Source organism: Bradyrhizobium denitrificans (assembly GCF_013179005.1).
Taxonomy (GTDB): Bacteria; Pseudomonadota; Alphaproteobacteria; order Rhizobiales; family Xanthobacteraceae; genus Bradyrhizobium; species Bradyrhizobium denitrificans.
Genome location: NZ_JABFDP010000005.1, coordinates 157,500 through 171,222, shown reverse-complemented (window position 1 = coordinate 171,222; position 13,723 = coordinate 157,500). Strand labels below are relative to the sequence as shown.

12 protein-coding genes are annotated in these 13,723 nt (G+C 66.6%); 6 read left to right on the top strand and 6 right to left on the bottom strand.

Annotated elements, in window-relative coordinates; translation table 11 throughout:
• Nucleotides 1–3: 3 nt before the first annotated feature.
• Entirely contained in the window at nt 4–573 is a 570-nt protein-coding gene (locus tag HL671_RS06885; RefSeq protein ID WP_012044903.1) for a GbsR/MarR family transcriptional regulator, read from the bottom strand.
• A gap of 154 nt (nt 574–727) precedes the next feature.
• Here HL671_RS06885 and HL671_RS06880 point away from each other — a divergent pair, with 154 nt between their 5' ends.
• Entirely contained in the window at nt 728–1,537 is an 810-nt protein-coding gene (locus HL671_RS06880; protein ID WP_012044904.1) for a methyltransferase domain-containing protein, read from the top strand.
• Nucleotides 1,538–1,666: 129 nt separating this feature from the next.
• On the opposite strand, the gene HL671_RS06875 is transcribed toward HL671_RS06880, so the two are convergent.
• The 5 genes from HL671_RS06875 to HL671_RS06855 form a co-directional block, all read right to left on the bottom strand.
• The gene (locus tag HL671_RS06875) at nt 1,667–1,969 is read right to left on the bottom strand and encodes an acylphosphatase (protein ID WP_172235955.1); all 303 of its coding nucleotides are present in this window, start codon (nt 1,967–1,969) and stop codon (nt 1,667–1,669) included.
• Entirely contained in the window at nt 1,966–2,832 is an 867-nt protein-coding gene (locus HL671_RS06870) for an isocitrate lyase/PEP mutase family protein (protein ID WP_172235954.1), read from the bottom strand. The genes HL671_RS06875 and HL671_RS06870 overlap by 4 nt, the downstream gene beginning before the upstream one ends.
• 110 nt (nt 2,833–2,942) lie before the next feature.
• Nucleotides 2,943–4,958 (bottom strand): acetyl-CoA carboxylase biotin carboxylase subunit, encoded by a 2,016-nt coding sequence (locus tag HL671_RS06865; protein ID WP_172235953.1) that lies wholly within the window; start codon nt 4,956–4,958, stop codon nt 2,943–2,945.
• A 157-nt stretch (nt 4,959–5,115) separates the two neighbouring features.
• Complete coding sequence (locus tag HL671_RS06860) at nt 5,116–5,343, bottom strand: hypothetical protein (RefSeq protein ID WP_012044908.1); 228 nt, start codon at nt 5,341–5,343, stop codon at nt 5,116–5,118.
• A gap of 70 nt (nt 5,344–5,413) precedes the next feature.
• Entirely contained in the window at nt 5,414–6,538 is a 1,125-nt protein-coding gene (locus HL671_RS06855) for a zinc-binding metallopeptidase family protein (RefSeq protein ID WP_172235952.1), read from the bottom strand.
• Between the two features lie 214 nt (nt 6,539–6,752).
• On the opposite strand from HL671_RS06855, the gene HL671_RS06850 reads away from it, so the two are divergent.
• The 5 genes from HL671_RS06850 (at nt 6,753) to HL671_RS06830 (ending at nt 13,683) form a co-directional block, all read left to right on the top strand.
• Nucleotides 6,753–9,233, top strand: a complete 2,481-nt coding sequence (locus tag HL671_RS06850; protein ID WP_041750833.1) for a PAS domain-containing hybrid sensor histidine kinase/response regulator — start codon at nt 6,753–6,755, stop codon at nt 9,231–9,233.
• A 133-nt stretch (nt 9,234–9,366) separates the two neighbouring features.
• Nucleotides 9,367–10,815 (top strand): sensor histidine kinase, encoded by a 1,449-nt coding sequence (locus HL671_RS06845; RefSeq protein WP_172235951.1) that lies wholly within the window; start codon nt 9,367–9,369, stop codon nt 10,813–10,815.
• Entirely contained in the window at nt 10,800–12,158 is a 1,359-nt protein-coding gene (locus HL671_RS06840) for a sigma-54-dependent transcriptional regulator (protein ID WP_172235950.1), read from the top strand. The genes HL671_RS06845 and HL671_RS06840 overlap by 16 nt, the downstream gene beginning before the upstream one ends.
• A 114-nt stretch (nt 12,159–12,272) precedes the next feature.
• The gene (locus HL671_RS06835) at nt 12,273–12,971 is read left to right on the top strand and encodes an OB-fold nucleic acid binding domain-containing protein (protein ID WP_172236018.1); all 699 of its coding nucleotides are present in this window, start codon (nt 12,273–12,275) and stop codon (nt 12,969–12,971) included.
• Between the two features lie 37 nt (nt 12,972–13,008).
• A complete protein-coding gene (locus HL671_RS06830; RefSeq protein WP_012044914.1) occupies nt 13,009–13,683 on the top strand; it encodes a hypothetical protein in 675 nt (224 codons plus the stop codon).
• The last annotated feature ends 40 nt before the right edge of the window (nt 13,684–13,723 follow it).

The window sequence follows — 13,723 nt, the reverse complement described above, 5'->3', positions numbered from 1 at the left end:
CGACTAATCGCTGCCGGACCGGGATCGTCCCGACGGCAGCAGGTTTGCAATCTTCTCGCCGAGCTTGATCAGCGCGACCAGGCGCGGCCGCGGCACCTTCAGCATCTGCACGTACCAGCGGTCGACAAGTTCGGTGAACGCCAGCATGTCCTTCAGCCGCTTGCTTGCGACCGGGCTGATGCCGGGATCGCCGGTGGCCTCCGCCACGCAGGCGCGCAGCGCCGCGATCGCCGGATCGATCTCGCGCTCCTTGCGCCCCGCCGCGATCCGCTGCGCCACCTCCCAGATGTCGGTCTCCGCCTCGAAATGGTCGCGGCGGTCGCCGAGGATCGGCACCCGGCGGATCAGATCCCACGCGAGCAGCTCCTTCAGCGAGTTGGAGACGTTGGAGCGCGCCATGCCGAGCGTGTCGGCGATGTCCTCGGCCGTCATCGGCTTCTCCGCCAGATACAGCAGACCATGGATCTGGCTCACCGAGCGGTTCACGCCCCATTGGTCACCCATGTCGCCCCAATTGAGGATGAAGCGCTCGACGGCGGGAGGAAGTTTCTTCTTGCCGGTTGTTTCTGTCATGACAGAAATATCTGACCGATGAGCATGAATGTCAAGAGCGGTTCTGCTGTGAACCGCGCAGCTGATTGGCAAGACGGAGACGAAGGGGCTCCTTTCGCCAGCGGCGGATGACCGCCGATCGCACTCCCCCTGCCCCTTGGAACAGGAGCAAGCCATGACGGCATCCGACAAGGCTTTCACCGGATCGATCCCGCAGATCTACGACGAACTGCTGGTTCCCCTGATCTTTACGCCCTATGCCCAGGACCTCGCAGCGCGCATCGATCGTCGCCAGCCTCGCGACGTGCTGGAGACGGCGGCGGGAACCGGCGCGGTCACGAGGGCCCTGCACGCCGGGCTGCCGCCGGAGGTCCGGATCACCGCGACCGATCTCAACGAGCCCATGCTGATGCGGGCGAAGTCGCATCTTGGCGATGCGGCACGCATCGGATGGCAGCAGGCCGACGCGCTGGCCCTGCCCTTTGCCGATGCGAGCTTCGACGCCGTCGCATGCCAGTTCGGCGTGATGTTCTTCCCCGACCGTATCAAAGGCTACGCCGAGGCCCGCCGCGTGCTGCGGCCCGGCGGCCGTTTCATCTTCAATGTCTGGGACCGGATCGAGGACAATGAGTTCGCGCATGTGGTGCATGAGGCGCTGCAGCAGATCTTTCCCAACGACCCGCCGCAATTCTTCACCCGGACGCCGCACGGCTATTACGACCCGGAGCGGATCACGGCCGATCTGAACGAGGCCGGCTTCACCGACGTCGAGATCGGCACCGTCACCCATCGCAGCCGCGCGGCCTCGCCGCAGCACCCCGCCACCGCCTACTGCCAGGGCACACCGATGCGCGGCGAGATCGAGGCGCGCGGGACACTGGACCTGGCCGCGGCGACGCAGGTCGTGGCGGATGCACTTGAACGGCGGTTCGGCAGCGGACCGGTCGAGGGACGGATTCAGGCGCTGGTGATTTCAGCGGCCTGAGCGGCGGCCTGTTTCGTCGGCGAGGTCATGATGCGTTTCCGGGGAAACGGATCCCGCCCCATTCCCTCTGTTTGCACGCCGTCTTCGGAAAACGGGTTTCGACCTTCCCGGATCATGCGTGAGCTGGAATTAGAGCGTCGGCAGCACCGAAAAGGCTTCGCCGGGCCGTCGCAGCGCGAGCTGGTCGGCCGTGCCCGGCTCCTCCACCACCGCGTTCACCCGCGCGGCCGGCGGTCCCTTGTGGCAGGCCGCGACCATGGCCGTGACGTCATCGGCGGGGCCGGCAAACACCGCCTCGACACTGCCATCGGCGCGATTGCGCACCCAGCCTTGCAGGTCGTTCAGGATGGCCTGGTCCTCGACCCAGGCACGATAGCCGACGCCCTGGACACGGCCGCGGACCGTGACGTGAACGATCGCATCGTCGCTCATGATCCCGGCTCCAGATAGACGCGCAGGCGCCGCTTCACCTCGGCCTCGCGCATCACCTGTGCCGTCAGTTCGGCCGATGGCAGGCCCTTCAGCTGTTTGGGCGCGGCGCCGCCGCGCAGCGCCTTCAGCGTCTCGTACACGGCCTGCGTCGCGGCTGCGATCGGCGCATGGCCTTGCAGCGCAACGCGGACGCGGCGCGCGGCGAGATAGCCGAGATCGGACATGTGCTCAGGCGCGCCGCCGAGCACGATCGGCAAGGTCGTGGCAGCGGCGATGGCGTCGAGCTGATCGCGCGCGGTGATGCCGGTGAAGAACAGCCCGTCCACGCCGCAGACTTCATAGGCCCTGGCACGCGCGATCGCGTCGTCGAGTGAGGTGACGGAGACAGCGCCGGTCCGTCCGAGAATGACCAGCGCGGGATCACCGCGGCCCTCGAGCGCGGCCTTCACCTTGCCGATGCCCTCGGCCAACGAGATCAGCTGCGGCTTGGCGGCCCCAAACGCCTGCGGCAGCAGCGTGTCCTCGATCGTCAGGCCGGCGGCGCCGGCGGCCTCGAGCTCCTGCACGGTCCGACGCACATTCATCGCATTGCCGTAGCCGTGATCGGCATCGACCAGCACCGGCAGGGTCGCGGCGCGCGACATCCGCCGCATCTGGTCGGCGAGCTCTGTCAAGGTGATCAGCGCGATGTCGGGATCACCGAGCACGGCGAGCGAGGCGGCCGAGCCGCCGAACATGCCGAGCTCGAAGCCGAGGTCTTCAGCGATCCTGATCGAGATCGCGTCATAGACCGAGCCGGGATGGATGCAGCGCTCACCTGTCAGAATCGTGCGGAGCACCTCTCGACGTGCATGGAAGGTCATCCTCGCCCCCTCTTGCTCTTCGTCATTGCGAGGAGCGCAGCGACGAAGCAATCCAGAGTCGCCTGCCGTCCCTGGATTGCGTCGCTGCGCTCGCAAGGACAGCAGTTGGCTTATGCAAATTCCAGGATCAGCGCGTCGACCGCCAGCGTGGCGCCGGCCGTCGCGTGGATCTTCTTCACGGTGCCATCCTGCTCGGCGCGCAGCACGTTCTGCATCTTCATCGCCTCGATCACGGCCAGCGTCTCGCCGGCCTTGACCTCCTGCCCTTCGGTCACGGCGATCGAGACGACGAGGCCGGGCATCGGGCACAGCAGCTTCTTGCCGCTGTCGCCGGCGGTGACGACCGGCATCAGCCGCACCGCAGCGGCTTCGGCTTCGGTGTAGACGTAGACTGGCGCTTCGACGCCCTGATGCGCGAGCCGTACACCGTTCGGGATCGGCCGCGTCTGGACCGCGATTTCGGCGCCGTCGATGGTGCCGTGCCAAACCGCATCGCCCGGCTTCCAGTCGGAGGCCAGCTGATGCGGCGCGCCGACCTTGCCGTCGGCGCCGACGAAGCGGACCGTGATCGCGCCGTTGTCCCTGGCAATATCCAGCAGGATCTCGTCACGCCCGAGCCACACCGCGCGGCGGCCCTGACGTTTCACCGGCCGGCCGATCATCTGCTGCGAGATCTGCCGCTTGCGCTCGCCGAGCACGTGATCGATCGCCGCGCCGACCGCCGCAAGCCGGCGCGCGATCTCGCCTTCCGGCGCACGCGCGGCAAAGCCCTTGGGAAACTCTTCGGCGATGAAGCCGGTCGACAGCCGGCCCTCCCGCCAGCGCGGATGGTTCATCAGCGCCGACAGGAACGGAATGTTGTGGCGGATGCCGTCGACATAGAACGCGTCGAGCGCGGTCGACTGCGCCTCGATGGCGGCAGCGCGCGACGGCGCGTGGGTGACCAGCTTGGCGATCATCGGATCATAGTAGATCGAGATCTCGCCGCCCTCCTGGACGCCGGTGTCATTGCGCACGGTGATGCCATCCACCTTGCTCTCGGCCGGTGGACGATACTTCACGAGGCGGCCGATCGAGGGCAGGAAGTTGCGGAACGGGTCCTCGGCATAGACGCGGGATTCGACAGCCCAGCCGGTCAACGCGACGTCTTTTTGAGCAAGCGCGAGCTTCTCGCCGGCCGCGACCCGGATCATCTGCTCGACGAGATCGATGCCGGTAACGAGTTCGGTCACGGGATGTTCGACCTGCAAGCGGGTGTTCATCTCCAGGAAGTAGAAGCTCTTGTCCTGGCCGGCGACGAACTCCACGGTGCCCGCGGAATCGTAGTTCACCGCCTTGGCAAGTGCGACCGCCTGCTCGCCCATCTTGCGCCGTGTCTCCTCGTCGAGCAGCGGCGACGGCGCCTCCTCGATGACCTTCTGATTGCGGCGCTGGATCGAGCATTCGCGCTCGCCGAGATAGATCACATTGCCATGCTTGTCGCCGAGCACCTGGATTTCGATGTGGCGGGGATCGACGATGAACTTCTCGATGAAGACGCGGTCGTCGCCGAACGAGGCCTTGGCCTCGGCCTTGGCGAGGTTGAAGCCCTCGGCCACTTCGGCGGTCGAATGCGCGATCCGCATGCCCTTGCCGCCGCCGCCGGCGGAGGCCTTGATCATCACGGGGTAGCCGATCTCGTCGGCGATGCGCACGGCGTGCTTGTCGTCCTCGATGACGCCGAGGAAGCCCGGCACGGTCGAGACCTTGGCCTTGGCGGCGGCCTTCTTCGATTCGATCTTGTCGCCCATCGCGGCGATGGCGCCGGGGTTGGGTCCGATGAAGACGATGCCATTCTCCTGCAGCGCGCGCGGAAACGCCTCGCGCTCGGACAAGAAGCCGTAGCCGGGATGCACGGCTTGCGCGCCGGTCTTCTTGCAGGCCTCGACGATGCGGTCGATCAGGAGATAGCTCTCGGCGGCGGCAGGCGGCCCGATCAGCACGGCATCGTCGGCCATCTCGACATGCAGCGCATCACGATCGGCTTCCGAATAGACCGCAACGGTCCTGATTCCCATGCGGCGGGCGGTCTTGATGACCCGGCAAGCGATCTCGCCGCGGTTCGCGATCAGAATGGTCTTGAACATGTTTTTTCTTGATACCTTTGGGCGGGCTCCCCGCTCGCGACGCAGGCGCATGGACCGCGAGCTTGACCGGTTCGTCTATAGCAAAATCGGCCGCGCGCAACCTGCCTGTCATCCCCCGGATACAGACGGTCAGGCATGCCAGCCCCGCTGCGTCCCGTCACCCGGAATAGCTGTGGAAACGTCCGCGAGCATAGGCGTGGGACACGGCCTTCATCAGCTCGGTGACCTCGGTCTCAAGATAATCATTTGCAACAATCAGCGCGCGAATGGTGGCCCTGAGGTCACCACCACAGGCTGCAATCGCCTGATCCATGGCGGCGTCCAGCGCAAGGTCTTCGCTGAGCTCGGTCATGGCATCGGTTTTGGCATGGAATTCAGACGGCATGGCGTGGCGACAGCCCCTCGCTTCCGGTCAGCCATCATGTTCACTTTATGTTCTCAGGAGTCAAGCCGGATCACGCCGCCCCGATCTCTTCCTCCTGCTCCTGCCCGGCCGGCATCGTCTGTGCTGCCGCCGGCTTGGCGCGGGCGCCCTGCCGCACCAGCTCATGGATGAAGCCCAGCTTGGCGATGACCGGCGGTGTCAGGATGAACGGATAAAGATCGCGCGCACCCATCGCCCGCGCAACGCTGTTCATGGCAAAGGTGAAGGGCAGCCAGGCGTTGACGATCGCATCGAAATCATCAGCCACATAGGGATCGAAGGTGACGCGCGCAGTGAGCCCGCCGATCTGGTCGGCAGGCGGATCGATCTCGATGCCGAATTCCGAGGCCATCTCCAGCGTATCGACGATGTGCAGATAGTGCGCCCAGGTTTCGGCGAAGTCCTCCCACGGATGTGTGGTCGCATAGGCCGAGACGAAATTGTCCTGCCAGTTCGCCGGCGCGCCCTCGTCGTAGTGGCGTTTCAACGCCTCGCCATAGTCCTGCGAGTCATCGCCGAACATCGCACGGCATGCATCGAGCCTGCCGGCATCGCGCACCAGCACGTCCCAGAAATAGTGGCCGACCTCGTGGCGGAAGTGGCCGAGCAAGGTCCGGTACGGCTCGTCCATTTCAAGCCGGCGCCGTTCGCGCTCGATGTCGTCGGCTTCGGCCAGCGCGATCGTGATCAGGCCATGGTCGTGGCCGGTCATCACCTTCTGCTGGCCGGCGGGATCGTCGGCCAGGAAGTTGAAGATCAGGCCATGCTGGGGATCCTCGATTCGCGTCTTCACCGGCAGCTTCCAGCGGATCAGCGAATAGAATAGCCGGTGCTTGGCCACCTCCAGCTCGCGCCATCCGGCGAGTTGCACCGGGTCCGACAGGTTGGGAATGGTGCCATTATGCCGGCATGCGCGGCAGAAGCCGGCGGTCTCGCCGATTTCCAGCAGCCAGTTACAGGCGTCGTGCTCCGCATTGGCGCAGAAGAACCTCCCCTCCCCGCCGTCGGCCAAGGTCCGAAAGCCCTCGCCGGCCGGCTCGATCGCCGAGAGCGTCTGGCGCTCCGGCATGAAGGCGAGCCGATGGCCGCAGCGCCCGCAGCTGCGATTTTCGAAATACAGAATATTCTTGCAGGCCTGACAGACGAAGAGCTTCACGGTATGGACCTACGCGTTGCGGTGTCTAGCGCCTGACGACGCATGACAGTAACAGTCCGTTCCGGGGCTGCGGAACTTTTTATCTGCCTCAACGTTTTCGTCCTGCGGGCGTTCGTCCGCCTCAATCGCTGGCCAATCTGCTGTCCCTCAACCCAATGTCGCCACGCTTCCGAACACCTGCGGTGAAATGGTCTGGCGACCACTTGCCTTCCCGATGCAGGTCAGCATGAACAGCGCGGACGCGCCACGAGACGAAGTCGTCCCCGATATTGCCGGCGCGGCCGCGTTGCGCCAGCATATCGAGGAGATCGCGCGCGATCGCGACCAGGCCTATCGGGCGCTGCAGGAGCGCGAGGCCGAGCTGGCACGCATCCAGCGCATCGCGCGGGTCGGCGGCGTCGAGGTCGATCTCCGGGAAGGCTTTCGCAACCGCCGCTCACCCGAATACCTGATCATTCACGGCCTGCCAGAAGAGGCTGCCAACGAGACCCACGAGGACTGGGTCAACCGGGTGCATCCTGACGATCGCATCAAGGCCGAGCAGGACTTCATCGCCGCGGTCAACAGCAAGCAGGAAGACTACACCACCGAATACCGCATCATCCGGCCGAGCGACGGCGAGATCCGCTGGATCCGCGTCATCGCCCGCATCGAGCGCGACTGGAACGGCCGTGCCATCCGCCTGGTCGGCGCGCATATCGACGTCACCGACCAGATGCTCGCACAGGCCAAGCTGCGCGAGAGCGAGGAGCGGTTCCGGCTGATCGCCGACAGCGCGCCGGTGCCGATCTGGCTGACAAGGCTCGACCGCACCCGCTCCTTCGTCAATCGCGCCTATGTCGATTTCCTCGGCCTGTCTCACGACGAGGCGCTCGCCTTCGACTGGCGCAAGGCGCTGCATCCCGAGGACCTGCCGCGCATTCTTGCCCAGCAGCAGACGGGCGAGTGCTCGCTGAAGCCGTTCTTCCTCGAGGCGCGCTATCGACGGGCCGACGGGCATTGGCGCTGGCTGCGCTCGGAGTCGCAGCCGCGCTGGGACGCCAACGGCCAGCACATCGGCTTCATCGGCGTCGCCCATGACGTGACCGCCGCCAAGCAAGGCGAGATCGAGCTCCGTCGTATCAACGAGACGCTGGAAGAGCGCATCCGGGAGCGGACCGCGCAGCTCGAAGCCAATGAGGCGCGGATGCGCGCCATCTTCGACACCAGCAATCAGTATCAGGCCATCCTCGACACCGAGGGCAGGATCACGCATGTCAACCGCATCGCGGTCGACGGCATGCGCGCCGGCGGCGTCGATGTCATCGGCCATCCGCTGTGGGACGCGCCCTGGTTCGTGCATACGCCCGGCGTGAGCGAGATGCTGCGCAAGGCGTTTGCGCGGGTGCTCGCCGGCGACAGCTTCCGCACCGAGGTGCGGCTCGACTTCGCCAATGGCGACCGCCACTTCGAACTGTCGATGCGGCCGCTGTTCGACCAGCATGATGCGATCATGGGCGCGGTCGCCGAAGCCGTCGACATCACCGAGCGCATCCAGGGCGAGGAGCTGCTGCGGCAATCCCAGAAGATGGAGGCGGTCGGCCAGCTCACTGGCGGCGTCGCGCACGACTTCAACAATCTGCTCACGATCATCCGCTCGGCCACCGACTTCCTGCGCCGCCGCGATCTGCCGGAAGAACGGCGACGGCGCTATGTCGACGCGATCTCGGAGACGGTGGAGCGGGCCTCGAAGCTCACCGGGCAGCTCCTGGCGTTCGCGCGCCGGCAGCCGCTGACGCCGCAGGTATTCAATGTCGGCGAGCAGGTCGAAAGCGTCGTGCAGCTGATCCGCCCGCTGGTCGGCAGCCGGATCCAGATCGAGCTCGCGGTGACTGAGACCAGCCTGTTCACCTTGGCCGACATCGCGCAATTCCAGACCGCGCTGATCAACCTCGCCGTGAACGCGCGCGACGCCATGAATGGCGAGGGACGCCTTACGATCAGCATGCGCAGCACCGACACGCTGCCGGCGCTTCGCGGCCAGAGCGCGCGACCCGGCGCCTTCATCGCGATCTCCGTCGCCGACACCGGCGCCGGCATTGCGCCCCAGCATCTCAACGCGATCTTCGAGCCGTTCTTCACCACCAAGGAGGTGGGCAAGGGCACCGGCCTCGGCCTCAGCCAGGCCTTCGGCTTCGCCAAGCAGTCGGAAGGCGATATCGCGGTGGAGAGCCGGCTCGGCCAGGGCGCGACCTTCACGATCTATCTGCCGCAGGCGGCGGCGCCGCAATCCGGTCCGGAGGCCGGACATGCGCGCAGCGAGCCCGCCACCATCGGCCGCGGCTATCGCGTGCTCGTGGTCGAGGACAATGACGAGGTTGGCCAGTTCTCCACCGAGCTGCTCGAGGACCTCGGCTATGTCACGCGCCGCGTCGCCAACGCCCATGATGCGCTGGCGATCCTGGAGACCGACGAGTTTGCTGTCGACCTGGTGTTTTCCGACGTCATCATGCCGGGGATCAACGGACTCGAACTCGCCGGCATCATCCGCGACCGCTATCCCGGCCTGCCCGTCGTGCTGACGTCAGGCTACAGCCACGTGCTGGCGGAAAACGCCCATCACGGCTTCGAGCTGATCAAGAAGCCCTATTCGGTCGAGTCGCTGTCACGCATCCTGCGCAAGGCGATGGCCGAGAAGGCGCCGCTGCCGCGGTGATCCCCGCCCGCAGGGTTGCAGGGCGGGAACCAAAATTGCGGGTGATGCGTTCTGTTCCGCATGAGAAGCAGTGGCCGGCGTCGTACGCATTGCGCTGCAGGCTCAGTCATCCGATGTCACTGCGGACCATTCGATGCGCTCCCTTCGTTCGCGGCTGTCAGCGCTCTGGCTCATGCTGGCGATGTCGGGCGCAGCGACGGCCTATCTCCTGCTCGAATCGTTTCAACAATCGTCCGAAGCGCGCGTGGCGCGGGCGCAGGACCTCGTCGTCCGCAGTTGCCGCGACATCGCCGACCGCTATCAGTTCTTTGTCACCGGCTGGAGCGGCAGCGCGTCCATCGACGACAGGCTCCGGCAGGACCTGCTGCCGGTGATCCGCTCGGCTCTGGCAGGCGCGCCCGGCGTCGAAGGTGGCATCTGGCAGGCCGCAAGCGGCTCGCTGGCTTATGGCTACCCGACCTATGAGGGCACGGGGCCGAAAACCGATCTGCCGGCCGCCGAGCTCGGCGTGATCGAACAGGTCAATGCCGAAGCCAGGCGCAGCGGGCGTCCCGCGACGATCCGGAACGACGGCCGCTCGCAGAGCCTGATCGTCCATGCCTGCCCGTTGCGCGGCCCTCTTCAGGACGTCACCGCCTGGACGATGACCCGGGCCGCAACCGCCGAAGGCCCGGCCTATACGCATCTGCTCATCGGGCTCATCGTCCTCGCTCTGACGCTGCTCGGCTCGGCGATCTGGCTCGCCTGGATTCTCGTGTCGTGGTCGCGTCGGATCGCAGCCATCGAGACGGCGCTGGGCGGCGCGACCGGTACGGCCGACCTGCCGCATCTGCCGCAGACCGGCGCACGCGAGCTTGATCGCCTGGTCGATGCCGTCAACGATGCCGGCCACCGTCTCTCGGCCGAGCGCAGGCGCGCCGCCGCAGCCGAGCGGCTGGCCGCCGTCGGGCGGCTGTCCGCCAACCTCGCCCACGAGATCCGCAACCCGATCGCAGCGATGCGGCTGAAGGCGGAGAATGCGCTCGCCTCCTCCGACCCGGCGCGCAAAAGCAGCGCCCTCGAAGCGATCCTGCAACAGGTGGCGCGACTCGATGCGCTGCTGCGCGATCTGCTCGCCACGACGCAGGCCGTCCAGCCGACGCCGCGCAATGTCGAGCTCGAAGGCTTTCTGCGGTCGACGATCGACGCGCATCGCGAGCTCGCCGCCCATCATGCCCTCGCACTCCGCAGCGTATGCTCTTCCCCGCGTGCCGCCTGCTTCGATCCCTCACAATTGCAGCGCGCCCTCGACAATCTGATCCTGAACGCGATCCAGAACACGCCCGCAGGCGGCGAGATCGTCGTCGCGGCGGAGATCCACGGTGGACGCCTGCTGTTTCGTGTCACCGACAGCGGCCCTGGCGTGGACGCCGGCATCAGGGATCGCCTGTTCGAGCCGTTCGTCAGCACCCGCGCGGACGGCACCGGTCTTGGCCTTGCCATCGTCCGCGAGATCGCGCGGGCGCATCAGGGCGAAGCTCGGCTCGGACAGACCCATCACGGCAACAGCTTCGAGATTTCCCTGCCATGGCAACCATCCTGATCGTCGATGACGACGCCGCGCTGCGCGACGGTCTCGCGGAGACGGTGACGGATCTCGGTCATCGCGCCGTGACGGCGGCCTCCGGCCGCGAAGCGATCGGCATGCTGTCGTCCGACACCGATGCCGTGCTGCTCGACCTCCGCATGCCCGGGATCGACGGCATCGAGACCCTGCGCCGCATCCGCGCCGGCGGCGACGCGCCGCCGGTGATCGTGCTGACCGCCTATGCAAGCCCGGAGAACACGATCGAAGCGATGCGGCTCGGCGCCTTCGATCATCTGCTCAAGCCGATCGGCCGGGATGCGTTGCGTGAGCTGATCGAGCGGCTGCCGCCACGCCGGCGTCAGCGGCGCGACAGCGGCCGGGTTGGCGACAGCGGACTGATCGGCACCAGCGAAGCGATGCGCCGGGTGCAGAAGACCATCGGGCTTGCCGCCGATGCCGATGCGACGGTGCTGATCCGCGGCGAAACCGGCACGGGCAAAGAGCTCGTCGCGCGCGCGCTGCATGTCCACAGCCGCCGCAGCACGGCTCCCTTCGTCGCCGTCAACTGCGCAGCGATCCCGCAGGATCTGCTCGAAAGCGAACTGTTCGGCCACATCAAGGGCTCGTTCACCGGCGCCGCCTCGGACCGGTCGGGCGCGTTCCGCGATGCCGGTGCCGGCACGCTGTTCCTCGACGAGATCGGCGACATGCCGCTGTCGATGCAGGCGAAGATCCTGCGGGCCCTGCAAGAGCGGATGATCACGCCGGTCGGCGGCAAGCCGATCAAGGTCGCCGCCCGCGTCGTTGCCGCGACCCATCGCGATCTCGCCAGGCAGGTGGCGAGCGGCGCATTTCGCGAGGATCTCTATTACCGTCTGAACGTGATCCCGATCGAGCTGCCGCCGCTCCGCGAACGCACCCAGGACATCCTGCCGCTCGCCGATCATTTTCTGGCGCAGTGCTCGGACGGCCGGCCGCAACCGCAATTGAGCGATCGCGCCATCGACAAGCTCGTGCATGCGCCTTGGCCGGGCAATGTGCGCGAGCTGCGCAACGCGATCCAACGCGCCTGCGTGCTGACACGCGGCGCCCTGATCGATGCCGATGACATCGACATCGGCGCCGTGCCGGCGAACGACGAGGCAGAACCGGCGACGGACTTGCCCGCCGCGGTCGCGCGTCTCGAGGAAGGCATGATCCGCCGTGCGCTTGCGGCCTGCGGCGGCAACCGCACCGAAGCCGCGCGGCAGCTCAACATCAACCGGCAGCTGCTCTACACCAAGATGCAGCGCTACGGCCTCGTCGAGGACGCCACGTCAGGAAATCTGACGTGCGCCGTCGCGAAAGACGACGGCTAGCGTCCCCATCTCTCATGCAACCTATTGATTTCTGGTCATCCCGCACCTGGCATGGCTGTTGCGGAGCAGATCGCGTCACCACCCTCGATCAGGAGTTCCAGGATGACACGAAAGATGACGCCGATCATGAGCGCGCTGGTGCTCGCCATCGCAGGCATCGGCACCTGTTCAAGCAACGCCCAAGCGCCGTTGTCCCCGCCGGATGCGACCTGGGATTCGTCGCAGCTTCCGGAGACGCGCGGCATCGTCAAGCAGTACACGCTGACGCCGCGCGGCGACGTCGACGGGCTGATCCTCAATGACGGCACCGAGGTGAAGCTGCCGCCGCATCTGACTGCGCAGATCGTGTTCGCGATCCGCCCCGGCGATGGCGTCTCGGTCCGCGGCTTGCGCGCCCGTGCGCTGCCGTTGGTCGATGCCACCCAGATCACCAACATCGCGACTGGCAAGAGCGTGATCGACAACGGCCCGCCCGACGGACCGGGACGACGCGGCGGCGAGCAGACCCTCAGCGGACGCATCACAACGGTGCTGCACGGCAAGCGCGGCGAGGTCAATGGCGCTGTGCTCGAGGACGGCACTGAGTTGCGCCTGCCGCCGCCGGAGGCCGAACGCTTCGGCGAGCCGTTGCGCGCTGGACAGACGATCTCGGTGCGCGGCGACCTGCTCGAGACCGCGCTCGGCAAGCTCGTCGATGTCAGGGCGATCGGCACCTCGCCGGATCAACTGACCGAGATCGAGGCCCCACGGCCGCCGCGCGGCCCGAAGGCGGGTCCCGATCGGCTGGGTCCGCCACCTCCACCGCGCGGCTGATCCTCGAACCCCCATCAAACAAATCCAGGAGACAATCATGCATTGGATTGATCCCAGCAGCCTGCCCGCCGTGACCGGCATTCTCGAACGCTTCGTGCTCAATCCCCATGGCGAGGTCGACGGCTTCGTCATGCGCACCGGCGACAAGGATGTGCTCGTTCACACGCCTCCGCACATGGAGGCGGAACTCACACGCCACATCAAGGCTGGCGATCCAGTCGACGTGCGCGCGGTCAAGCCACGCGGTGCCGACGTGCTCGCCGCGGTCGCTGTGACCGGGGCGAATGGCCGGGAGATCGTCGATCACGGGCCGGACGAGGAGCGCGAGCATCCCAAGCACGACCATCACACGATGGACGCGGAAGGCACGGTGCGGCTATCGCTGTTCGGTCCCAAGGGCGAATTGCGCGGCGCCCTGCTCACCGACGACACCGTCGTGCGGATCGGGCCGAAAGAAGCGACTGACATGGCCGAGCTGCTGGCGCCGAAGGCCACCTTGGCGGTCCGCGGCGATGGCATCGACACCCGCTTCGGCCGGGTCATCCATGCCCGAGAGGCCGGCGCGAGCCTGAACTCTCTCGCACCGCTCAAGCACGCCAAGCCAGGCCCCAAGCATGAGCATGGCCCGAAGCCCAAGCACGGCCCGAAGGACGGACCCAAGCACGGCCCGAAGCCCAAGCATGGACCCAAGCACGATCACGCCCACGCGTGATCGCACTGCTCACGACATCACCTGATTCGAGGCCGTCACC